24 protein-coding genes are annotated in these 20,487 nt (G+C 70.9%); 14 read left to right on the forward strand and 10 right to left on the reverse strand.

The window, feature by feature from the left end; translation table 11 throughout:
- The first annotated feature begins 64 nt into the window (after positions 1 to 64).
- On the forward strand, positions 65 to 916 hold the full coding sequence (locus ACTMTB_RS19235; RefSeq protein WP_441147407.1) for an alpha/beta fold hydrolase: 852 nt from the start codon (positions 65 to 67) through the stop codon (positions 914 to 916).
- Between the two features lie 68 nt (positions 917 to 984).
- On the opposite strand, the gene metG is transcribed toward ACTMTB_RS19235, so the two are convergent.
- Positions 985 to 2,787 carry a methionine--tRNA ligase gene (gene metG / locus ACTMTB_RS19240; RefSeq protein ID WP_441147409.1) on the reverse strand — a complete coding sequence of 601 codons (1,803 nt, stop codon included), beginning with the start codon at positions 2,785 to 2,787 and terminating at the stop codon, positions 985 to 987.
- A gap of 161 nt (positions 2,788 to 2,948) precedes the next feature.
- On the opposite strand from metG, the gene ACTMTB_RS19245 reads away from it, so the two are divergent.
- Entirely contained in the window at positions 2,949 to 3,830 is an 882-nt protein-coding gene (locus ACTMTB_RS19245; RefSeq protein ID WP_441147411.1) for a hypothetical protein, read from the forward strand.
- A gap of 13 nt (positions 3,831 to 3,843) precedes the next feature.
- On the opposite strand, the gene rsmI is transcribed toward ACTMTB_RS19245, so the two are convergent.
- Entirely contained in the window at positions 3,844 to 4,683 is an 840-nt protein-coding gene (gene rsmI, locus ACTMTB_RS19250; protein ID WP_247657197.1) for a 16S rRNA (cytidine(1402)-2'-O)-methyltransferase, read from the reverse strand.
- Positions 4,684 to 4,775: 92 nt separating this feature from the next.
- Between rsmI and ACTMTB_RS19255 the strand changes: the two genes are divergently transcribed.
- From ACTMTB_RS19255 to ACTMTB_RS19265, 3 genes are all read left to right on the forward strand, one after another.
- Entirely contained in the window at positions 4,776 to 6,446 is a 1,671-nt protein-coding gene (locus ACTMTB_RS19255) for a dolichyl-phosphate-mannose--protein mannosyltransferase (RefSeq protein ID WP_441147413.1), read from the forward strand.
- Between the two features lie 497 nt (positions 6,447 to 6,943).
- Positions 6,944 to 8,215, forward strand: a complete 1,272-nt coding sequence (locus ACTMTB_RS19260; RefSeq protein ID WP_441147415.1) for a VWA domain-containing protein — start codon at positions 6,944 to 6,946, stop codon at positions 8,213 to 8,215.
- 1 nt (position 8,216) lies between these two features.
- The gene (locus ACTMTB_RS19265; protein ID WP_441147417.1) at positions 8,217 to 8,987 is read left to right on the forward strand and encodes a peptidase; all 771 of its coding nucleotides are present in this window, start codon (positions 8,217 to 8,219) and stop codon (positions 8,985 to 8,987) included.
- Positions 8,988 to 9,027: 40 nt separating this feature from the next.
- Here the strand turns inward: ACTMTB_RS19265 and ACTMTB_RS19270 are convergent, their stop codons facing one another.
- Positions 9,028 to 9,246: a hypothetical protein gene (locus tag ACTMTB_RS19270; protein ID WP_441147419.1), complete on the reverse strand. Its 219-nt coding sequence runs from the start codon at positions 9,244 to 9,246 to the stop codon at positions 9,028 to 9,030.
- 312 nt (positions 9,247 to 9,558) lie between these two features.
- Here ACTMTB_RS19270 and ACTMTB_RS19275 point away from each other — a divergent pair, with 312 nt between their 5' ends.
- From ACTMTB_RS19275 to ACTMTB_RS19290, 4 genes are all read left to right on the forward strand, one after another.
- The gene (locus ACTMTB_RS19275) at positions 9,559 to 10,212 is read left to right on the forward strand and encodes a 4'-phosphopantetheinyl transferase family protein (RefSeq protein WP_441147421.1); all 654 of its coding nucleotides are present in this window, start codon (positions 9,559 to 9,561) and stop codon (positions 10,210 to 10,212) included.
- A 115-nt stretch (positions 10,213 to 10,327) separates the two neighbouring features.
- Positions 10,328 to 11,353, forward strand: coding sequence for a DUF4352 domain-containing protein (locus tag ACTMTB_RS19280; protein WP_441147423.1), 1,026 nt, complete (start codon positions 10,328 to 10,330; stop codon positions 11,351 to 11,353).
- 184 nt (positions 11,354 to 11,537) lie between these two features.
- On the forward strand, positions 11,538 to 11,732 hold the full coding sequence (locus tag ACTMTB_RS19285; protein ID WP_210775062.1) for a general stress protein CsbD: 195 nt from the start codon (positions 11,538 to 11,540) through the stop codon (positions 11,730 to 11,732).
- A 25-nt stretch (positions 11,733 to 11,757) separates the two neighbouring features.
- Positions 11,758 to 12,639, forward strand: a complete 882-nt coding sequence (locus tag ACTMTB_RS19290) for a redoxin (protein WP_441147425.1) — start codon at positions 11,758 to 11,760, stop codon at positions 12,637 to 12,639.
- A gap of 13 nt (positions 12,640 to 12,652) precedes the next feature.
- Here the strand turns inward: ACTMTB_RS19290 and ACTMTB_RS19295 are convergent, their stop codons facing one another.
- A complete protein-coding gene (locus ACTMTB_RS19295; protein WP_441147427.1) occupies positions 12,653 to 13,273 on the reverse strand; it encodes a VOC family protein in 621 nt (206 codons plus the stop codon).
- A 221-nt stretch (positions 13,274 to 13,494) separates the two neighbouring features.
- On the reverse strand, positions 13,495 to 13,839 hold the full coding sequence (locus tag ACTMTB_RS19300; RefSeq protein WP_109801669.1) for a VOC family protein: 345 nt from the start codon (positions 13,837 to 13,839) through the stop codon (positions 13,495 to 13,497).
- A gap of 204 nt (positions 13,840 to 14,043) precedes the next feature.
- Between ACTMTB_RS19300 and ACTMTB_RS19305 the strand changes: the two genes are divergently transcribed.
- Positions 14,044 to 14,652: a hypothetical protein gene (locus ACTMTB_RS19305; RefSeq protein WP_441147430.1), complete on the forward strand. Its 609-nt coding sequence runs from the start codon at positions 14,044 to 14,046 to the stop codon at positions 14,650 to 14,652.
- Positions 14,653 to 14,656: 4 nt separating this feature from the next.
- Here the strand turns inward: ACTMTB_RS19305 and ACTMTB_RS19310 are convergent, their stop codons facing one another.
- Positions 14,657 to 15,448 carry a hypothetical protein gene (locus ACTMTB_RS19310; protein WP_441147432.1) on the reverse strand — a complete coding sequence of 264 codons (792 nt, stop codon included), beginning with the start codon at positions 15,446 to 15,448 and terminating at the stop codon, positions 14,657 to 14,659.
- A 218-nt stretch (positions 15,449 to 15,666) separates the two neighbouring features.
- On the opposite strand from ACTMTB_RS19310, the gene ACTMTB_RS19315 reads away from it, so the two are divergent.
- Complete coding sequence (locus ACTMTB_RS19315; RefSeq protein WP_441147434.1) at positions 15,667 to 16,227, forward strand: RNA polymerase sigma factor; 561 nt, start codon at positions 15,667 to 15,669, stop codon at positions 16,225 to 16,227.
- Positions 16,212 to 16,982, forward strand: coding sequence for a hypothetical protein (locus ACTMTB_RS19320; RefSeq protein WP_441147436.1), 771 nt, complete (start codon positions 16,212 to 16,214; stop codon positions 16,980 to 16,982). The genes ACTMTB_RS19315 and ACTMTB_RS19320 overlap by 16 nt, the downstream gene beginning before the upstream one ends.
- A gap of 56 nt (positions 16,983 to 17,038) precedes the next feature.
- Here the strand turns inward: ACTMTB_RS19320 and ACTMTB_RS19325 are convergent, their stop codons facing one another.
- The 3 genes from ACTMTB_RS19325 to ACTMTB_RS19335 form a co-directional block, all read right to left on the reverse strand.
- Positions 17,039 to 17,515 (reverse strand): DUF4279 domain-containing protein, encoded by a 477-nt coding sequence (locus tag ACTMTB_RS19325; protein WP_441147438.1) that lies wholly within the window; start codon positions 17,513 to 17,515, stop codon positions 17,039 to 17,041.
- Between the two features lie 274 nt (positions 17,516 to 17,789).
- The gene (locus ACTMTB_RS19330) at positions 17,790 to 17,963 is read right to left on the reverse strand and encodes a hypothetical protein (RefSeq protein ID WP_441147440.1); all 174 of its coding nucleotides are present in this window, start codon (positions 17,961 to 17,963) and stop codon (positions 17,790 to 17,792) included.
- A complete protein-coding gene (locus tag ACTMTB_RS19335; RefSeq protein WP_441147442.1) occupies positions 17,960 to 18,178 on the reverse strand; it encodes a flavin reductase in 219 nt (72 codons plus the stop codon). The genes ACTMTB_RS19330 and ACTMTB_RS19335 overlap by 4 nt, the downstream gene beginning before the upstream one ends.
- A 415-nt stretch (positions 18,179 to 18,593) precedes the next feature.
- On the opposite strand from ACTMTB_RS19335, the gene ACTMTB_RS19340 reads away from it, so the two are divergent.
- Positions 18,594 to 18,833, forward strand: a complete 240-nt coding sequence (locus ACTMTB_RS19340; protein ID WP_441147443.1) for a winged helix-turn-helix domain-containing protein — start codon at positions 18,594 to 18,596, stop codon at positions 18,831 to 18,833.
- A gap of 189 nt (positions 18,834 to 19,022) precedes the next feature.
- On the forward strand, positions 19,023 to 19,343 hold the full coding sequence (locus ACTMTB_RS19345; protein ID WP_441147445.1) for a hypothetical protein: 321 nt from the start codon (positions 19,023 to 19,025) through the stop codon (positions 19,341 to 19,343).
- Positions 19,344 to 19,901: 558 nt separating this feature from the next.
- Here the strand turns inward: ACTMTB_RS19345 and ACTMTB_RS19350 are convergent.
- On the reverse strand, positions 19,902 to 20,270 hold the full coding sequence (locus ACTMTB_RS19350) for a hypothetical protein (protein ID WP_441147447.1): 369 nt from the start codon (positions 20,268 to 20,270) through the stop codon (positions 19,902 to 19,904).
- Positions 20,271 to 20,487 lie beyond the last annotated feature (217 nt).

Genomic DNA, 20,487 nt, shown 5'->3' on the forward strand with positions numbered 1-20,487 from the left:
GCGCATAACGGGCAGCGGGTCGGGAAAGCGCGGGCGTCCGACTTCCACGGATCAGGAGACCCGCATGCCTTTCATCACCGTCGGGGCGGAGAACGCCGCCCCCATCGACCTGTACTACGAGGATCACGGCTCGGGCCAGCCGGTGGTGCTGATCCACGGGTTCCCGTTCAACGGCGCGACCTGGGAGAAGGTCTCCATCCCGCTGCTGAACGCCGGCTACCGGGTGATCACGTACGACCGGCGGGGCTTCGGCGCGTCCGGCCAGCCGGCGACGGGGTACGACTACGACACCTTCAGCGCGGACCTCGACGTGCTGATGACCCAGCTGGACCTGCGGGACGTGCTGCTGGTGGGGCACTCGATGGGCACCGGTGAGGTGACCCGCTACCTGGGCACGTACGGGTCGAGCCGGGTGAGCAAGGCGGTGCTGCTGGCGCCGCTGGCGCCGTTCCTGCTGAAGACGGCCGACAACCCGGAGGGCGTCGACAAGCAGCTCTTCGACGGCTTCCAGCAGGCCATCCTGGCCGACCGGTTCGCCTACCTGACGTCCTTCTGCGACGCCTTCTTCAACTACTCGGAGAACAAGGGCAGGTGGGTCAGCGAGGAGGCGTACCGGGCGCACTGGAACATCGGCACGATGGCCTCGGCGAAAGGCACCCACGACAGCGTGGACGCCTGGCAGACCGACTTCCGGGGCGACCTGCCCAGGATCGACGTGCCGGTGCTGATCGTGCAGGGCGACAAGGACAACGTGCTGCCGTACCCGGCGACCGGGCAGCGGCTCCAGCCGATGCTGCCGGGCAGCCAGCTGATCACGTTGAAGGGCGCCCCGCACGGCACACCCTGGACGCACGCCGACGAGGTCACCAAGGCGATCCTGGACTTCGTCAGCCAGCCCAGCATGGCCCGCGCCTGACGGCGGAGGCGGAAAGATCGGCGGCGCGGCCCCGGGGGAAACCCGTGGGCCGCGCCGCCACGTGCGGCTCAGCCGGCCAGGCGGGCCAGCTCCTCCTCGACGATGGAGGGGTCGAGCTTGCGGAAGACCGGCTTCGGCGCCGCCAGCGGCCGGCCGGCCGCCACCGGTACCGACTCCCAGCGCGCCCCGACGGTGTAGTCGCCGGTGAGCACCGGGTACGCCGGGCCGCCGTCGAGGTCGTCGACCTCCTCGATCACCGGCATCGGCGCGTGCACGCCGGTGCCGCCGAGCAGCTCGTGGATCTTCTGGGCGGAGTGCGGCAGGAACGGGGTGAGCAGCGTGTTGGCGTCGCTGACCACCTGGAGCGCGACGTGCAGGATGGTGCCCATCCGGGGCTTGTCCGCCTCGTCCTTGAGCTTCCACGGGGCCTGCTCGGAGAGGTACCTGTTGGCCTCGGCGACCACCTTCATCGCCTCGCCGATGGCCTGCTTCTGCCGGTGCTTGGCGATCAGGTCACCGACGACGGCGAAGCCGGCCCGGGCGGTGGCGAGCAGCGCCTCGTCGGCCTCGGTGAGCCCGGCCGGGTCGACCGGCGGGATGGCGCCGAAGTTCTTCGCCGCCATCGAGACGGACCGGTTGACCAGGTTGCCCCAGCCGGCGACCAGCTCATCGTTGTTGCGGCGGAGGAACTCCGCCCAGGTGAAGTCGGTGTCGTTGCTCTCCGGGCCGGCGACGGCGATGAAGTACCGCAGCGCGTCGGCGTCGTAGCGCTCCAGGAAGTCCCGGACGTAGATGACCACCTTGCGGGACGAGGAGAACTTGCGCCCCTCCATGGTCAGGTACTCGCTGGAGACCACCTCGGTGGGGAGGTTGAGCCGGCCCAGCTCGCCCGGCTCGCCGTCGTTGCTGCCCTCGCCGGAGTAGCCGGAGAGCAGCGCCGGCCAGATCACCGAGTGGAAGACGATGTTGTCCTTGCCCATGAAGTAGTAGCCGCGGGCGTCCTTACCCTCGCCGTCGGCCGACCACCACTTCCGCCAGGCTTCCGGGTCGCCGGTGCGGCGGGCCCACTCGATGGAGGCCGACAGGTAGCCGATCACCGCGTCGAACCAGACGTAGATCCGCTTGTCGCCGCGGTCGCGCCAACCGTCGAGCGGGATCGGCACGCCCCACTCCAGGTCCCGGGTGATGGCCCGGGGCTGGAGGTCGTCGAGCAGGTTCTTCGAGAAGCGCAGCACGTTGGGCCGCCAGCCCTCCCGGGTGTCCAGCCACTGCCGCAGCACGTCGGCCAGGGCGGGCAGGTCCAGGAAGAAGTGCTCGGTCTCGACGAACTTCGGCGTCTCGCCGTTGATCTTCGACTTGGGGTCGATCAGGTCGACCGGGTCGAGCTGGTTGCCGCAGTTGTCGCACTGGTCGCCGCGGGCGCTGTCGTAGCCGCAGATCGGGCAGGTGCCCTCGATGTAGCGGTCCGGCAGGGTCCGGCCGGTGGACGGGGAGATCGCACCGGTGGTGACCTTGGGCACGATGTACCCGTTGCGGTGCAGCCCCTGGAACAGTGCCTGCACCACCGCGTAGTGGTTGCGGGTGGTGGTGCGGGTGAACAGGTCGTAGGAGAGCCCCAGCGCCCGCAGGTCCTCGGCGATCACCCGGTTGTACCGGTCGGCCAGCTCGCGGGGGGTGACCCCCTCGGCGTCGGCCTGCACCTGGATCGGGGTGCCGTGCTCGTCGGTGCCGGAGACCATGAGCACGTCGTGGCCGGCCATCCGCATGTACCGGGCGAAGACGTCGGAGGGAACGCCGAAACCGGAGACGTGGCCGATGTGGCGCGGGCCGTTGGCGTACGGCCAGGCGACCGCCGCGAGAACGTGACTCATGACCAGCAAGCCTAGTGACCGCGCCCCGGTGGCCGCGAACCAATAGGCCTCCCCGTGTCGGGGCCGACACCGCCGGCGGTCGATCCACCCCCGGCCGTTCGTCCGATTTGTCCCCGACACGCGGCCTGAGCTGCCCGGCCCCTCCCCCGACGCGGTGTCCAATGAACGCCGTGACTGGCAGACGAGCGGCACCCGGGCGTGGCGAGAAGTCCCCGGGCACCAGGACGGACCCGCCGGCCGCGCCGCCGCGGGGTGGCGCGGTCGCGCCCCAGCCGCGGGTGGTGCCGGGACCGGACGAGACGCCGGTCGAGGTCGAGCCGACCACCGGCGCGCCGGTCGACGCGGTGCCGCGCCGGGTCCCGGTCCGTCAGCCGGCGCGCGGCCCGCGCGCCGATCGCGCCACCGACACGGGTACGGCGGAGGGGGACGCCGCCTTCTGGGCGCCGATCGAGGAGGTGCACTGGGACGGTACGCCGCTGCGCGAGGAGCCGAAGCGCGGCGAGCGCCCGCTCGCCGGACCCGCCCGAGCGCGCCCGTCGCGCGCCGCGCACCCGCCCGACCCGGTGCGGGGGCTGGCGGTGCTGGTGACGCTGAGCCTGGTCGCCGCGTTCTTCGCCTGGGTGAGCGCCGGGCCGTTCTGGCTCGCGGTCGGGCACGCCAGCACCGGCACGGTGGTGATCACGGACTGCACCGGGAACGCGCTGACCCAGCGCTGCCGGGGCGTCTTCTTCGCCGACCGGGGCCGGTTCCTCGCCCACGGGGTCCGGGTCAGCGGGGTGCCGGGCGAGCGCCGGGCCACCGGTACGGCGCTGCCGGCGCGGATGACCGGGGCGGGCGACGACACCGCGTACGTCGGCACCGGTTTCGGCCGGCACCTGAGCTGGCTGCTCGGGTTGCTGGTGGTCGTCGGCTGCGGGGCCGGCATCGCCCGCGGGACCGGGGCGACCCTGCTGGCCGACGCGCGGCAGCGCCGCTGGGCCACGGCCGGCGCGTACGGCGGGCCGGTGCTGATCACCCTGGGCATGCTGATCGCCGCCTGGTGAGGCCGACCGCGCGTCAGGCGTGCACCACGGTGTAGACGTCGCGGCGGCGCAGCCCGTACCCGGCGGCGACCTCGCTGATCGCGTCGCGCCGGGACAGCCCGGCGGCCTCCCGTTCGGCCACCGCGGCGCGCAGCACGTCGTCGTCGGGGCGTTCCGCCGGCCGCTCCGGAGCCCCGGCGACCACCAGGGTGATCTCCCCGCGCGGCTCGCCCTCGGCCGCCCAGTCCGCCAGCTCGCCGAGGGGCCGGCGGACGATCTCCTCGTACGTCTTGGTCAGCTCGCGGCAGAGCGCGGCCGGGCGGTCGGCGCCGAAGGTGGCGGCCAGGTCGGCCAGCGCGCCGGCGATCCGGTGCGGGGCCTCGAAGAAGACCAGGGTCCGTTCCTCGGCCGCCAGGGCGCGCAGCCGGGACCGTCGGCCGCCGGGCGAGCGGGGCAGGAAGCCCTCGAAGCAGAACCGGTCGCAGGGCAGGCCGGACAGCGCCAGGGCGGTGGTCACCGCGCTCGGGCCGGGGGCGGCGGTGACCGGCACGCCGGCGTCCAGCGCGCCCCGCACCAGCCGGTAGCCCGGGTCCGAGACGCTCGGCATGCCGCCGTCGGTGACCAGCGCGACCAGGTATCCGGCGGTCAGCACCTCGACCAGTTCCGGGGTACGCCGCTCCTCGTTGCCCTCGAAGTAGGAGACGATCCGGCCGCCCACGGTGACGTCGAGGTCCCGAGCCAGCCGGGTGAGGCGGCGGGTGTCCTCGGCGGCCACCACGTCGGCGGTGGCGAGCACCTCGCGGAACCGCGCGGAGGCGTCGGCCGGGTTGCCCAGCGGCGCGCCGAGCAGGACCAGGCGCCCGGGCTCGGACATTTCACCCACGAGTAGCGCTCCTTCATCGATCGGCGTGCCGATGTCGGGGACGATGGGCGCCACCGGGCACCTCCAGAGCCTACGATCGCCGGGTGACGAGTGCGTCGACAGCGCAGAGCGCGAACGCGACCGGACCCGACCAGGGCATTCCGCCCACCGATGGTGGCGGCGTCCCGGCCGTCGTGCGTCGCCGGCTCGCCACCGTCGAAGCCCGGCTGGACGTGAACTCCTGGATCGCCACCGCCGTGGTGGTGGTGATCGCCGCGATCCTGCGCCTGCTCGGCCTGAGCAGCCCCAAGGGCAAGATCTTCGACGAGATCTACTACGCCCGGGACGGCTACGGCCTGATCGACAAGGGCGTCGAGTGGAACTACAAGGACAACGGCCCGTCGTACGTGGTGCACCCGCCGCTGGGCAAGTGGCTGATCGGGTTCGGCGAGTGGGCCTTCGGCTACGCCGACCAGGAGCACAACATCTCGGTGCCGGGGCACCTGTTCACCACCGCCCCGGAGTTCGGCTGGCGGTTCTCGGCGGCGCTGGCCGGCATCCTGTCGGTGCTGATGCTGACCCGGATCGCCCGCCGGATGTTCCGCTCCACCACGCTCGGCTGCGCGGCCGGCCTGCTGCTCGCGCTGGACGGCTTCCACCTGGTGCTCTCCCGCACCGCGCTGCTCGACATCTTCCTGCTGCTGTTCGTGCTGGCCGCGTTCGGCGCCCTGGTACTCGACCGGGACGCCCGGCGGCGACGCTGGGCCCGGGCGTTGGACGACGGGCTCGACCCGGCCGCGCCGGGGCGGGCGGGGCGGCCGGCCGGCGGCTGGCGCACCTGGCCGTGGTGGCGGCTGGCCGCCGGGGTGCTGCTCGGCTGCGCCTGCGCGGTCAAGTGGAGCGCGCTGTACTTCGTGCCGGTGTTCGCGCTGCTGGCGCTGCTGTGGGAGGTCGGCGTCCGGCGCTCCGCCGGGGTACGCCGCCCGTGGCGCGACGCGCTCCTCGACGAGCTGCCCTGGCTGGTGCTCGCCGGGCTGCTGCTGGTCGTGACGTACGTGGCCACCTGGTCGGGCTGGCTGCTCGGCGACGACGGCTACTACCGGCTGGCCGACCGTTACCCCAACACCCCGGGGCTGAGCGACACCCCGATCCTCGGCGCGCTGAACAACCTGTACCAGTACCACCGGGCGGCGTTCGAGTTCCACACCGGGCTGGAGACCCCGCACAAGTACCAGTCGTGGCCGTGGCAGTGGCTGCTGCTCGGCCGGCCGGTGGCCTTCTACTGGTCGGGTGACGGGGCGTGCGGGGCGCCGAGCTGCGCCTCGGAGATCCTGCTGCTGGGCACGCCGCTGCTCTGGTGGTCGTTCCTGCCGGCGCTGGCCGCGACCGCCTGGCTGGGCCTGGCCCGGCGGGACTGGCGGGCCGGAGCGATCCTGCTCAGCCTCGCCGGCGGCCTGCTGCCCTGGTTCTGGTTCGCCCTCGACGGCCGGACGATGTTCTCCTTCTACGCCGCTCCGGCGCTGCCGTTCCTGGTCCTCGCCGTGGTCTACGTGCTGGGCGCGATCGTCACCCCGACCGGTCCCGAGGGCGGCGCGGCGACCGACGCCGACCTGGCGCGCGGCGACGACCGCCGGCTGATCGGCGGGGTGATCGTCGGCGCGTACGTGCTGCTGGTGGCGCTCTGCTTCGCGTACTTCTACCCGATCTTCGTGGGCAACCTGCTGCCGTACGACGACTGGTCGGCGCGGATGTGGCTGGACGGCCGCTGGATCTGACCCCGCAGGGGGCGGCGCGCGGCGGGCCGGGCGGGAGACGCCGGTGGCACGGGGCGGCGCGCACACGATAAAGCGCGCCCCGATCGCCTGCCACGGGGGAAGCGGGCGATTGGGGCGCGCAAGACAAAGCTTAACCACCCTTCGGCACCGGCACAACGGGGCGACTTGGGTCAGATTCCCGACCGATGTCAAGGCGCGAGAGAGGTTTACCTCCGGCAATTGACGGATGGTCACCATTCTGTCGACGGTCTGCCGCAAAGCCCGTGTAGGCCGTACCGTTTCCTGCTCGAACACGAGGATCACTGCCGGACGGACGGTGGAGGGTCCGGCACCGGGACGGCGCACGAGAAGCACACGGACGCCTCACCCGATCCACCCGGACGTGACGGGCCGCCCCGCCGAAGTCGCGCGCCGGACACCCGGGGCGGAAGGCGACAGGAAGGGCGCCCAGCCGCCCCAAGTGATCATCCAGAGTGGACGGCACTACACTCCGCCCGATGATCAACAAGAGACGACCGACGGCCGTCCTGATCGGACTGCTGGCGGCCACCGTGCTGACCGGTCCGGCGCCGGCCCTGGCGGACGAGGAGCCGCCCACCGAGCCACCGAAGGTCGAGCTGGTGCTCGACGTCAGCGGCTCGATGCGCGCCCGGGACATCGACGGCCGCAGCCGGATCTCCGTCGCCCAACAGGCGTTCAACGAGGTGGTCGACGCGCTGCCCGAGGAGACCCAGCTCGGCATCCGGGTGCTCGGCGCCACCTACCGGGGCAAGGACAAGAAGCAGGGCTGCCTGGACACCCAACAGATCGTGCCGGTCGGTCCGGTCGACCGGGTGCAGGCGAAGGCGGCGGTGGCCACCCTGCGGCCGACCGGCTTCACGCCGGTCGGGCTGGCCCTGCGCTCCGCCGCCCAGGACCTCGGCACCGGCGCCACCGCCCGGCGGATCGTGCTGATCACCGACGGCGAGGACACCTGCGCTCCGCCGGACCCCTGCGAGGTGGCCCGTGAGCTGGCCGCCCAGGGCACGAAGCTGGTGGTCGACACCCTCGGCCTGGCCCCGGACGAGAAGGTACGCCGGCAGTTGCTCTGCATCGCCGGCGCGACCGGCGGCACGTACACGGCGGCGCAGAGCGCCGACGAGCTGAGCGGCCGGATCAAGCAGTTGGTGGACCGGGCGAACGAGACGTACACCGCCGCGCCCACCGTGGTCGGCGGCACGGCGGAGTGCGCGAACGCGCCGCTGCTCGCCCCGGGCGTCTACAGCGACCGGGAGGCGTTCTCCGAGCACCGCTGGTACCGGGTGCCGGTGCGGCCGGGGCAGGAGCTGCGCGCCTCGGTCAGCCTGGCACTGGACCGCCCGGTGAACCCGGACCACGGGGTGCTGCTGCGGGCCACCGCCGCCGACGGCCGGGAACTGGTACGCGGGGTGGACGCCGGCAGTGGGCGTACCGACGTGGTCTCGGCGGGCCTGCGCTGGTCGGCGACGGAGGACGGCGCCACGCCGACGCCCGGTGCCACGCCCGTTCCCGCCACGACGGTCTGCCTGGTGGTGAGCAACTCCTTCGCGCCCCGGCCGGGCACCCGGGCCACGCCGGGGATGCCGGTCGAGCTGACCGTCGACGTGGTCGCCTCGTCCCCCGCCCCGGCCGCGCCCGACCTGGGCCGGGGCTGGGTGCTGCTCGCCCTGCTCACCCTGGCCGGCCTGCTCACCGGCCTGGTCGCCGGGCTGCTCACCCGCTGGTGGGTCGCCACCTGGAGGGAGAACTGAGATGCGTACCCCGATGATGCTGGCGGGGGCGGCGCTCGCCGCCGGGCTGGCCCTGCCGGCCGTTCCCGCCGCGGCGGCCGCCCCCACTCCCTCGCCCGGCGCCACCCCGGTCACCCGGGCCGGCACGTCCTTCCTCACCGCCACCGGCATCGCCGCCGGTCAGCCGGTACGGGTGGGCGCCTCCACCGGCGACCACCTCTACTGGTCGTTCCCGGCCTCGGCCGGGCAGCGGCACGAGATCACCGCGACGGTGTCGTTGCCGAAGGCCCGCACCGGGGCGTCCACCTGGACCGTCGAGGTCTTCGACGGGCTGCGCCGCCGGCAGTCCTGCACCGCCGGGGCGCAGACCCCGACGGTCGACGCCGCGACCCGCAGCGTGTCGCTCGGCTGCACCCTGCGCCAGGTGCGCTCGTGGGCCGAGCCCTGGTCGGCGGACCCGCTGCCCGGCACCTACTACCTCCGGCTGTCGGTGACCGAGCTGCCCGAGGCCGACCTCGGACTCCCGGTCGACGTCGACCTGCTGGTCAGCGCGGACGGCGACGGCTCGCGCGACGACGGCGAGCTGAAGGCGCCCCTGGTGCCGACCACCAAGGCGGGCACGGTGCTGACCGCGGAACCGACGGCAGCCCCGGCCGAGCAGGCGGACGGCGGGTTCGGCGACCTGCTGCCCGACCTCGGCTCCCGATGGATCTGGAGCACGGTCGGCGGGGTGCTGGCCGCGGTGGCCGGCGTGGTCGGCTTCGCGCTGACCCGCCGTCCCCGCCGGCCCTGACCGGAGACGGTGGCCGCCCGACCGGGGCGGCCACCGCCGCTCAGGTCGTGATCGGCCCCCGGGGGACCCAGCCGATGAACCGGTCCTGAAGGGACGTCATCGGCGCGGCACGCAGGTCGGCGGTGGCGGCCGCCAGACAGGAGCCCAGGTAGACGCTGAGCGAGGCGCGGTCCACCTGGTACTCGCTGAGCAGCCGGGCGCGCTTGGTCGGACACGGCCACTCCTCGTCGCAGGAGTCGCAGGTCCACGCCGGTGTCACCGGAACGTGCTCGTCGGGGTGAGAACCCGAGGGTGCCGGGGCACCGGTCATCGTCACTTCCTCTCGGATGGTCGTACCTGGCACCGGCCCGCCGCGTCGACGACGCGCGGACGCCGGCAAGATCCCCGCGACGCCCTAACAGCGCTACGGGACGCTCCGGCGTTACACGGTTGCGGTACGTTCACCGTCGATGGCCGCCAGGAACCTCTCCGCCGAGCGAGGTGACGCTCTGGCCCGGGTCGCCGCCCGTGCCGGCCGACCGGCTCGACGCCGAACGGGCCAGACTGTCGTCGTACCTGAAGGGGGTGGGTGATGCGTGACCTGCTGCCGCCGACCGTCTCGGTCGTGGTGGCCGGGCCGACGGACTGGGCGGGCGAGCTGCTCCCCGGCGAGCAGAGCGGTCTCGGGGCGCGCGCGGTCGAGAGCCGGCGGCGCGACTACACCGCCGGGCGGGTCTGCGCCCGGCGGGCGATGGCCGAGCTGGGGCTGCCCGAGCTGCCGGTCCCGGCTGCGGCCGATCGCTCCCCCGCCTGGCCGGCCGGGCTGGTCGGCACCATCACCCACACCCGCGGCTACTGCGCCGCCGCGGTCGCCCGGGCGACCGACATCCGGTCCGTCGGGATGGACGCCGAGCGGCACCGCGAGCTCAACGAGGGGGTACGCCGGCTGATCTGCCGCCCTGAGGAGGAGGAGCGGTGCGCCCGGCTGCCGGCCGGCACGTCCTGGCCGTTGGTGCTGTTCAGCGCGAAGGAGACCGTCTACAAGGTCTGGCACCCGGTGGTCGGGTCCTGGTTGGACTTCCAGGACGCCACGGTCGAGCTGGACCCGGACGCCGGGACGTTCACCGCGCGGATCGACCCGGTGCGGGTGGCGGCGGCGACCGTGGCCGATCCGCCGTCGGTCGTCATCGGACGCTTCGTCGTCGAGGGTGACCTCGTGCGCACCGCGGCCGTGCTGACGCATTGACCGTTCGGCCCGGTCCGGATCCACGAACGGCGGGTCGGACCCGAGACAATTCCGCGTTGCCCGCACCGACTAGCGTCGAAGAGTTCCCGATGCAGCCGAAGTGCCGAGGAGTACGGTGAGCCAGCCCCAGCCCCCTTACGGGCCGCAGGACCCCAACCAGCCGCCCGTCGATCCGTTCCCCACGGCGCCGGTGCCGCACCAGCAGTACCCCGCGGACCCGACCGCGCCGCTGCCGCCGGTCTCCGGTGCGCCGCAGTACCCGAGCGCCCCCCAGCCCCCGTACGCGCCGATGGACCCGACCGCCGTGCAGCCGCCGACCTCCGGCGCGCCGTACCCGCCGGTGTCGGGCGCCCCGCAGCCGCCCGTCTCCGGCAGCCCGTACCCGCAGTACGACCCGAACGCGTCGATGCCGCCGGTCTCCGGCGCGCCGTATCCGCCGGTCTCCGGCGGCGGCTACCCGCCGGTGTCCGGTCCCGGCTACCCGCCGGCTCCCGGCCAGCCGCTCGGCCCGCCCATGCAGTCCGGCGCGAAGAAGAAGCCGTGGGTCATCATCGGCATCATCGTCGCCGTGCTGTTCCTGCTCTGCTGCGGCGGAGGCATCGCCGCCCTGGTCGCCGGCGGCAAGAAGGCCGCCGACAAGGCGGAGGAGATCGAGCGCTCCCTGCCCACCCCGCGCACCACCGCCGCGCCGGCCTTCCCCGGCACGAAGCCCTCCGCGTCCGCCTCGGCCGCCGACGGCGAGACCTTCAACATGGAGCCCGGCGACACCCTGGTGATCGAGGACGACGAGGGCACCATCGAGATCACCATCCGCAAGTTCTCCACCTCCACCAAGGGTTGCCGCTCCTACGCCCCCGCCCCGGACAAGGGCCTCTACCTGATCGCCGACGTCACCGCGACGGTCACCAAGGGCAAGGCGTCGATCAACCCGTTCTACTTCCAGTGGGTGGCCGAGAACGGCACCACCGTCAACGGGCTGGCCGGCGCGCTTTCCGGCTGCGGCGGCGACATGCTGGACTCCGGCAGCGGCATCCGCGCCGGCAACAAGCGTTCGGGCGCGGTGGTCTTCGACGTCAAGGACAAGAAGGGCGTCGTGGAATACCAGCACAAGTTCGAGGCCGCCGGCTCCTGGAAGCCGTGACCTCCCCGGTCCACTGGCGGGCCGGGCTCCCCATCGTGGGGGCCGGCCCGCCCCCTTTTCCGGGTCGACCAGGTCGTCGGCAGCCTTCTCGGCGGTCGCCGGGGGTTTCCCGCCACGGCGGGCGGGGACGCGGGGCGGGAGGCGCGGACAGCGCGACTGGTCCACGAACCGACGAGGGGGCGGCATGAGTTCCACCGAACGGGCGAAGGACAGCGTCGAGCAGGTGGCCGGCCCTGCCCGGGCCCAGCTGGGCGACATGAACCAGGACGAGCGGTCGCAGGCGGAACGGGTGGCCAAGCGCGACGAGATCCGGGGCCGGGAACCCGGCGAACACGTCCAGGAGGACGCTCGGGACGTCAGGGGCGATTTCACCAGCTGACGACTCCGGTTGAGGAGAGCTGACCATGCGAATCCCTCACCTGATGGCCGAGCGGTGGGTGAACTCGCCGCCGCTGGCTCCCGACGCGCTGCACGGTCAGGTGGTCCTGCTCGACATCTGGGAGTACACCTGCATCAACTGGATCCGTACGTCGCCCTACGTCAAGGCGTGGCACCGCGACTATTCCGACCTGGGCCTGGTCGTCATCGGCGTACACGCGCCGGAGTTCGAGTTCGGCAGGCACGCCGAGAACATCGACCGGGGGATCCGCGACCACAGGCTCGCCTATCCCATCGCGATCGACAACGACTTCAAGATCTGGCGGGCCCTCGGCAACAACGCCTGGCCGGCGAAGTACCTCTTCGACGCGGACGGACTACTGGTCGACCAGTGGGTCGGCGAGGGCAGCTACGAGCGCGTGGAGTCGGAGATCCGGCGGCTGATCGAGGTCAGGGCGCCCGGCACCAAGCTGCCGCCGGTCAGCCCCGAGGCGATGGCGTTCGCGACGACCGGGGAGCCCTCGTACCTCGGCGTCACGCCCGAGACGTACGTCGGCGCGCACCGCGCCGAGCCGGGCACCTTCGCCCTGACCGGCGACTGGGAGACCAGCGGCGAGTACATCGAGCTCGCCGGCGGCACCGGCGAGCTCGCCCTGCCCTTCAACGCCGGCGAGGTGAACCTCGTCGTGGACCCCGGTCCGTCCGGACAGGCGGCGATCGACGTGCTGCTGGACGGGAACCCGATCGGCGACGAGCGCGGCGACGACGTCGACCCGGACGCGGTGGCCCGCGTCGACCGGGCGGGGATGATCCGGCTCGTCGCCGGGGCGTCGCGGGACGATCACCTGCTGACCCTCGGCACCAGCCAGCCCGGTCTCCGCGCGTTCGTGTTCACCTTCGGCCCGTGAGCGTTGCTGCTGCTTACTTGGGCAGTTCCGCGCCCGACTGCTCGTTCACCATGTACTCCGCGTACCAGTCGGGCCAGTCCGGGTCCACCTGGCCGGTGCGCTTCTCGTGCTCGCCGTGGGCGGCCGCCGCCCGGCGGAGCGCGCTAGCCAGGTCGCTCACGGAGGCGAAGGACGTCGCGGCAGCCTCGATCCGCCCGGGCAGCCGGGTCGTGACCTCCTGAACCAGCCAGTTGTTGCCGTCGGGATCGTTGAACGAGGTGCGCGAGAAGTAGCTGCGACGCTCGGGATCCAGACCGTTCACCGGCCCCTCGGGGCCCATGTGGACGACCTCGCCCGCCTCGACACCAGCCGCTACCAGCGCGTTCCGGGCCGCCTCGACGTCGGAGACGACCAGGTACGCCTTGGCCGAACCGGGGGCGGCCGACATGAGGTTCGGCCCGAACTGCACGGAGCAGTCGGAGCCCTGCGGCGTGAACTGGACGATGCCGGGCGGGGTTTTGTCGAGCCGCCACCCGAGGCGCCCGTAGAACTCCTTCGCGCGGTCGACGTCCGAGACCGGGATGACAACGACCTCGAGCTTCAGGTCGACGTCCCGGATGTTCGGGGTCCCGCTGGCGTCGGTTCTCGGGCTCATCGCGGCCTCCCTGGGCTGAGTCAGGACGTCATGCGTCTCCCGGCGTCGCGCGACTTCCCCGATTTCTGGCCTGCGTGCTGCGCCAAATGGCCGGGCGCGCGCCGTCTGACGGGCTGCCGCGTGGGCGGAGGCCGCCGGTGGGGCAGGGTCTCGGTGACGACGCTACTGCTTCGGTACGTGCGGGGTGTCCGATTCGCGGCATCACGTCCTCTGCCGGCCCGTCAGATTGCGACCGGGTGGCGCGGTTCGTAGAGACCGAGTTCGCCGCCGCCGGGCAGGCGTAGCGCGGTGCGCAGCCCCCACCGCTCCTCGGTGACCGGGATCGTGAACTCGACGCCCTTCGCGGCCAGGTCGGCCATGGTCGCCGCAACGTCGTCGCACATGAGGAAGAGTTCGTGGGCCGGTTCGCCCTCGGTCGGGTGCATGGCGAGCTCGGCCGGTGGGAGCTTGAAGATGAGCCAGCCATGACCGGCGTCGACGTGGTGGTAGCCGAGCGTGTCCCGGAAGAAGGCACGGTCCGCCTCTGGGTCGCGGCTGTAGATGATCACATGAGCACCATTGATCACTCACCGACCATAATGCTGAGGTCCGAGGTGGCAACGCCAATCTCGCCAGAAGATGCCAGGTACCGCCTGACTCCCGAGGTCAACTGACCCGACCCGCGCATGACGAGGCTGGCCTGGGGTCCTCCGACAAGCCGCGTGACCGAGCGGGAGCCTGCCGAGTTGAGCCACGGATGACCCCTGGTCAACCCACGGACGGTGAGGTGCATGGACGACGGAGAACGCGAGCAGGCGCTGCTCACCGCCCTGACCACCGAGCATTTCGTGCTTCAGACCTCGCGCAGCGCGACCGTCACCGAGTCGGTGGGTCGGGCGACCGTCTTCCTGTCCATGCTCTCTGCCGCGCTGATCGGGTTCGGTTTCGTCGCCAGCAACGCCGCGCTCGTCCGGCCGTACCTCGGGGCGGTGCTGCCGACGCTGGTGATCACCGGACTGCTCACATTCCTGCGGCTGGTGCAGAACATGGTGGAGAACGAGCTGGATCTCGCGCGGATCCAGCGCATCCGGGCGTACTACCATCGCCGGCTGGCCGGCGAGCACGACTTCTTCGCCGACGCGGTGCAGGGCGAGGGCATCATGCGGGCGACCTGGGCGGCGGTCGGTAACGCGCCCCGGCGGGCGCAGCTGTTGCTGACCACGGCGGCGATGGTGGGCGCGGTGAACGCGCTGCTGGTGGGGCTCGCGGTCACGCTGCTGACCGGGCTCGCGGGGCTGTCGCCCGGGTTCGCGGTCGGCGTCGGCACGGTGTTGGCTCTGCTGGCCTTCGCCGCGCAGGTCGCCTACATCAACCGCGAGTCGATCTCCCAGCCCGGGTAGGGGATCAACCCTCGACGCTCGGACGAGCACGCACTGCCCGTCCTTTGATCACGGCGAATACGACGAGACCGAGGCCGAGAAGGGCGACGACGGCCACCCATAGCAGGCGCAGACCCAGCATCAGCGGCACGAGCCCAAGCATCGACGGGATCGCCAGCAGGCACGCGATCCCCATCAGCGGATTCAACGCCATCAGTCCCACCTTTTCGCCCCGGACCGACCACCAACCGTCTGCACTACCGCGCTTGAGCCGCGCAGCCTCGAACAGCATGGGCAGACCGGAGGCGGCAAACATCCCCAGGAACAGGGTCTGCAACCAGCCGCGGTGGCCCCAGGCCTCGGTTTCGACCCGATCGCCGGCCGGCAGTTCGATCGCTACGGGGGTGCCCTCCCACAGCAACGCCTCTGCCTCTGCCTCATCCCTGAGCCTGCGGCTGCCCGAGGTCGGGACCTCGGTCTCGGCAAACAGCACGTACTCAGCGTCCTGCTCCACCATCAGGTGCCAGTCACTGCCGGGGCCACGACTGTGCCAGGGGCCGGACAAGGTGACCGGGATCCGCTCGAGACAGCCCTTCGGCGGATCGGCATCCGGCTCTACCCGCATGGTCCCCGCAGGGCACTCCACGGCTCGCCGCATCGCGACCGCTTCGCGGATGCCGTCCGGGACGCCGGCCAGCGCCAACAGTCCGAGCACGCCCGCCAGCAAGCCGTAGAGCACGAGGAGCGCCGGCCGCGTCCAGAACGCTCGGCGCCAGAACTGCCAGCCGCGAGGGGGTGCCTTCGTTCGCCTGGACACAGCAACCACCTCCCTCCCGATTGTGGCGTGCCGTTGCCCAGATTCGAGGGCGTCGCATCGACCTGGTCTGACCAGGAAAGACTCACCAAACAGACATCGCGAGGGGTGTGGCGGGGTGGACAGCTCGCCCTCCACACCCAGCTCGACGGTGAACCGGCGTGTGACAGTTGCCGCTGAGCCGGACAGGTAGGGGACATGGACAACCAAGAAGAACCCAGATGAGCCGCGCTGGTGCCCGGGAGGAGCGCTTCCGTTCTCTGCACAGGGAGACATATGCCGACCTGCTGCGCTTCGTCGAGCGGAGGGTCCCGGTCACCGAGGCTGAGGACATCGTCTCGACGGTCTTCCTGACGGCCTGGCGGCGATTCGACGAGCTGCCGGACGATGCTCGACCGTGGCTGTTCGCGGTGGCCCGCAAGACCATGGCCAACCAGTCGCGCGGCTGGTTGAGGCGCCAGGCCCTGGACGTCCGGCTGGTGTCGCTGGAGGCACGCGAGCTGTCCGACGACGCCGTGAGTGCCGCGACGCGAATCGACCTGGAACGCGCCTGGCGCGTTCTACGCCCCGCAGACCGCGAGGTTCTCGCCCTGGTCGCGTTCGACGGATTGACGGCTGAGCAGGCGGCCACCGTGCTCGGCTGTCGCCGGTCGACCTTCGCCATGCGGCTCGGCAGGGCCCGGCAACGGCTGCGGGCCGCTCTGGAACCGGCCGAATCCGTCGCCCCTTCGTCTTTCCGCCCTCACGATTTCAAGGAGCAGCAGGCATGGACTCAAGCATGAAGGACCTGCAGCAGCTGGCCGTGCTCGACCCGGCGCGTGGGCGCGAGCCCACCGCGCTGGAACGGACCCGTTCGGAGGCGTTCGTCGAGCGGGTGATGGCCGGTCAGACCACGGGGGCATCCGCTCGCCGGCCGGCGCGGCGCCGGCTGGTGATGGGCCTCGCCGCGGTCGCCGCGGGTGCCACCGGAGTCGTGGCCGTGCCCGCGCTGCTGCCGGGAACGGCGGAGGAAGCGGTCGCGGCCTGGACGCCCACGCCCGGTTCGCTCACCGGTGCGCAGGTGTTGCCGCAGGCCCGGATCTGCGCGGGGAACGAGGTGGGAGGCAGCTCGTCGGCGGTCGACCCGGCGGACGTGCTCCTCGCCGAGCAGCGCGGGCTCGCGACGCTGCTCATCATGAAGAAGGGCAGCGGCGTCATTGTCGAGTGCCTGAGCGCGGGAGACGACGACCAGCTCGCCTCGATGGGCCTGGCCGACGGCCCGCTGCCGGCCCTGCCCGCCGGCACGGTGGACCTGCAGACGATGAGTTCCATGGGCAGTGGCGACGCCATGTGGTCGAACATCGTGGGCCTGGTCGGCCCGGGGGTCACCGGGGTGGACGTTCGCCTCGACAACGGGAAGGTTTTCCAGGCCAGCGTGAAGTCCGGCTGGTGGGCGGCCTGGTGGCCCGGTCCTGAGGGCGGCGAGGTGGACCGCCTCACGGTGACCGTGCACACCGCCAAGGGGACGACCAGCTACCGCCCTTCCGAGCTGCCCTGACGTGACCCGGCTGCGGCGGCCCGCTGGCCGCCGCAGCCGGGTCGCCGTGACCAGCCTCACCCGTAGCCATACTCGTCCACGTCGAGCTCTGCTCTCGTCAGTCGAAGAAACTCCAACACCCGAGCATCGATGTGCCAGCCCAGCAACTGGTGCTGACCAGGGAGCTTCTGCAGGCCTTCGACGGGGCTGGTCAGGTCCTCTTCCTCGCCATCCGGATGCTCGAACACCCGGACGACTTGCAGCATGCTCGCGCCCGGCGCTCCATCGCTGTTGTCCAGCTCGACGGCCAGTTCACCGATGCGCTCCGCGTGACCGAAGAGCCGATCCACGATCCGGTTGATCTGTTCGTCGACCGTCAACCCAGGCTTGCGACACGTGATCTTCCACCGGTGGCTGGCGGGCCGCACCGGGCTGGCCAGGCGGCTGCCACGAACGACAATCTCGTCCGGTTCGATGCCGAGCCTCGCGGTGATCTCGGCGGCGGAAACCCGGTTCGAACTCAGCGCGAAGTACGCGTACTGAGAGATGATCACCGGCGGACCATACCCACGCAGGTACCGGCGGCGCTGCCTGTTTCTTGCTGCACTTCGCTGCGGTACGAGGTCGAAAAAGGCCCGTCTCCCACCACGGGAAACGGCCTTTGAACTGGGTGGAGCTGAGGCAATTTTGAACCTCTGACAGTGATGATGCGAACTGGCTGCATCGTGGTTCGGTCCGGCTGTTTTCGAGGTCACGGGCCCTGCTGGCGCTCTGTTCGACCTGGTTCGGCTGGCATGGTTGCTGTACTTCGCTGCTGTACCGCTGGCATCAGACGAGGCGCTGCATGCGGACCTTCGGGCGCTCGTTTCTCAGGTGGCCTAGCTTGTGCTGGCGGACCTGCTCGTCCCAGACCTCCTGGTCGTAGTCCGGGTCCGGTGGGACCCACCTGTGGGAGCCGTCGCTGTAGTGGAACTTCTCGTCTCCGGGTCGCAGGATGCTCATCGGGTCCAGCCGAGAAATCGGTAGTGCAGGTGGCCGGCCGGGACGTGGGCCAGGTCCTGGGCGGCGTCGACGAGCTGGGCGGCCAGGTAAAGGGCTAGCGATACCGGGGCGTGGTCGTACTCGGCTCGCAGCTCCCGGCGCCGGGTTTGGCAGGGCCATTCCCACGCGCAGCCGCCACAGGACCAGGCCGGCTTGATCGGGTGGTGAGTGGTCATCGCGGGCCGTCCTGGCTGGGCCAGTGGCCGCGGTTGATCGGGATTCGGTGACGGCTTCGGCACGGCAGGGTCGCGCCGCAGCGGCAGATATACCGCCGGTGCCGCCACGACCACACGGGCCGATGGCGACGGGCGAGGGTGAGGGCTGCCGCCAGGACGTACTCGTCGTAGGTGATGCGCTTCATCGGCCCGCCACAGTCAAGGCCACCAGCCGCCGAGTTGGGAACTTGGAAGGGAGCACTGCCGCCTCCTCGTGCCGCAGGTGTCCGAAGGCGTGGATGCCCGATCACGGGGGATGCGCCGGGCATCCACGCCGGCGAGGACGGCCCACAGTGCCAACCGGGGGAATCGACCTCCTCGGCAACCTCCCACAGGTACCGTTGGGTAGTCAAGGGCTGACGTAGGTGGTCTACTCGTGTTGCCAACCGAGGGGAACACCTTGCCACCGCGTTACCGCTATGAGCAGATCGCCGACGACCTCGCCGAACGCATTGCGTCCGGCGAGTTCCCGCCGGGATCCAAGCTGCCGAGCCGGCGCGAGTTGATTGAGCACTACGGAGTCACCGAGCCCGTGATCGACCGCGCTATGCAGGTGCTACGGATCAAGGGCATGACCGAGACGCTGCCGGGTGTAGGCGTCTTCGTCGCCGAATAGGTTCCTCCGGCGCGGCCAGACGCCCTCGCGACCGCGACCCCTCGCTTGTAAGTTCTGGCGCTTCGTCCGGCGGGGTCCGTCCGCATCCGCGACCTCGGGCGACTGCCCGTGCGAGTACCCCGACCGCTGTCCTCATCCCGGCTCATTGCTGTCACCGTTGCTGTCGGCAGCCACTACATAATAGCTGACGTGCTCAACTACGTCCGTTGGTACTGCCTGGAAGCGGATCGCTGGAACTACGACGAGCTGGACGCCGACGGATGGGCGGTACGACACGTCGAGGTGCGCGCCGCGGGCGAAGTCATCCTGGCAGCGGCGTCACTCGCCGAGGTCCTCGCAGCGCGAGACTCCGGCGGCGCAGAGGCGGTGAGGCATTACGAGAGGCAGTACGGAGTCGTGCCCGAGGCACCGCTCCCGCAGCCCGGCACTGGCGTCGAGCCGCCGGTTGAGGAGATCGCGGCCGAGGATTTCGAGAAGCTATGGCGGGTCGCGCGCCGGCATCTCGACTAACTGCGGGCCAAGCGACCTCTTCGGTGTGAACGCGGGTTGGGGACGTCGTTTGATGTCCTCTGATGCCGTTCTGCCCTGCACAGTGGGGCTTCCTTGCCCACCTGTGTCGTCTGGTGCCGGTCATTGCTGTTGCTCTCGCTGCCTCCTAGCTGCCTCTTTCGGCACATGGCATTGGGGCTGAAATTTCAGTAACTGGATGGATTCCGCCCTGCCGCCGAGCCATGCGCGTCGACGGCGTCAATCTGACCCGTGGAAGTCCTCATGAGATTCGTAAATATTGTCTCTTGAGATGCTGTTCTTGTGACCGCAACCTTCGCACTTCCATGTATACCGATGATCATCAAAACCAGCCTGACCGTTTAGACACGCCCCACACCTGTCGCAATACCAATCAACGCCTGGAAATCTTGCACTCACCGCGATACCTCTCTTCAAGTAAGGAATGATTTCAGATCATCAACCGTTCAGGAAATTGCGACGCGCGCCACTAGGAGGCAGCGCAAGTCCAATCATCGGTCAACGTTGCTGTCGGCGTAGCCACGAGGGCCTAGCCGAAGATCAAAACTTCCAGACAAGGCGATTGCCTTCTGCGTTGTACCCAATGCCGTAGGGCTTCTTTCCGGGGATCGATGCGTAGTTGACCCAGCCTCGGGCGCATTTGCCCGAGGTGAGCGTCTTGGGATCAAACGAAGACGGGTAGGCGGGCGCGGGGAGACCGCCGCCTGAGATATCGATGTCGTGCTCGGATTCGCCGTCGTCGTAAAGCAGCACCCAGGGCTGACGGGACACGCTGAAGGTGACGCCGCCTACGTTGCACAGCCGGACATCGACAGCCTCCGCATCATCGGCTCTCCTATACAGGAGCACCTGAAGGGTGAGCTTTTCGTTGTCGGTGGCCGTGTACTCGAACTTGGTGCCAAGTTTCATGTCGGCCGGAGGCGTGAACCCAGTACCGGTGGGCGTCGGAGAGACAGGTGTGGGCTCCGTCGTAGCTGGCGCACTGGATGGAGGGGATGCTGTCGTAGGAGCGGTTATCGGGGTCGCGGGCTGGTTGCCATTGCAGGCGGTCAGGAACAGCCCGGCCATAAGGAGTGGGACGACAGTGGCCGGTTTCAAGTTTTTCCTTCGACAAGCGGGTGATGGC

Source organism: Micromonospora sp. L32 (genome assembly GCF_052068055.1).
GTDB classification, from domain to species: Bacteria; Actinomycetota; Actinomycetes; order Mycobacteriales; family Micromonosporaceae; genus Micromonospora; species Micromonospora purpureochromogenes.

Bases quoted from the DNA above. Each gene is read 5' to 3' on its own strand.
- ACTMTB_RS19235 (WP_441147407.1), top strand. From the start codon at position 65: ATGCCTTTCATCACCGTCGGGGCGGAGAACGCCGCCCCCATCGACCTG.
- metG (WP_441147409.1), bottom strand. From the start codon at position 2,787: ATGAGTCACGTTCTCGCGGCGGTCGCCTGGCCGTACGCCAACGGCCCG.
- ACTMTB_RS19245 (WP_441147411.1), top strand. From the start codon at position 2,949: ATGAACGCCGTGACTGGCAGACGAGCGGCACCCGGGCGTGGCGAGAAG.
- rsmI (WP_247657197.1), bottom strand. From the start codon at position 4,683: ATGTCCGAGCCCGGGCGCCTGGTCCTGCTCGGCGCGCCGCTGGGCAAC.
- ACTMTB_RS19260 (WP_441147415.1), top strand. From the start codon at position 6,944: ATGATCAACAAGAGACGACCGACGGCCGTCCTGATCGGACTGCTGGCG.
- ACTMTB_RS19265 (WP_441147417.1), top strand. From the start codon at position 8,217: ATGCGTACCCCGATGATGCTGGCGGGGGCGGCGCTCGCCGCCGGGCTG.
- ACTMTB_RS19275 (WP_441147421.1), top strand. From the start codon at position 9,559: ATGCGTGACCTGCTGCCGCCGACCGTCTCGGTCGTGGTGGCCGGGCCG.
- ACTMTB_RS19285 (WP_210775062.1), top strand. From the start codon at position 11,538: ATGAGTTCCACCGAACGGGCGAAGGACAGCGTCGAGCAGGTGGCCGGC.
- ACTMTB_RS19290 (WP_441147425.1), top strand. From the start codon at position 11,758: ATGCGAATCCCTCACCTGATGGCCGAGCGGTGGGTGAACTCGCCGCCG.
- ACTMTB_RS19295 (WP_441147427.1), bottom strand. From the start codon at position 13,273: ATGAGCCCGAGAACCGACGCCAGCGGGACCCCGAACATCCGGGACGTC.
- ACTMTB_RS19305 (WP_441147430.1), top strand. From the start codon at position 14,044: ATGGACGACGGAGAACGCGAGCAGGCGCTGCTCACCGCCCTGACCACC.
- ACTMTB_RS19315 (WP_441147434.1), top strand. From the start codon at position 15,667: ATGAGCCGCGCTGGTGCCCGGGAGGAGCGCTTCCGTTCTCTGCACAGG.
- ACTMTB_RS19320 (WP_441147436.1), top strand. From the start codon at position 16,212: ATGGACTCAAGCATGAAGGACCTGCAGCAGCTGGCCGTGCTCGACCCG.
- ACTMTB_RS19330 (WP_441147440.1), bottom strand. From the start codon at position 17,963: ATGAGCATCCTGCGACCCGGAGACGAGAAGTTCCACTACAGCGACGGC.
- ACTMTB_RS19335 (WP_441147442.1), bottom strand. From the start codon at position 18,178: ATGACCACTCACCACCCGATCAAGCCGGCCTGGTCCTGTGGCGGCTGC.
- ACTMTB_RS19350 (WP_441147447.1), bottom strand. From the start codon at position 20,270: ATGAAACTTGGCACCAAGTTCGAGTACACGGCCACCGACAACGAAAAG.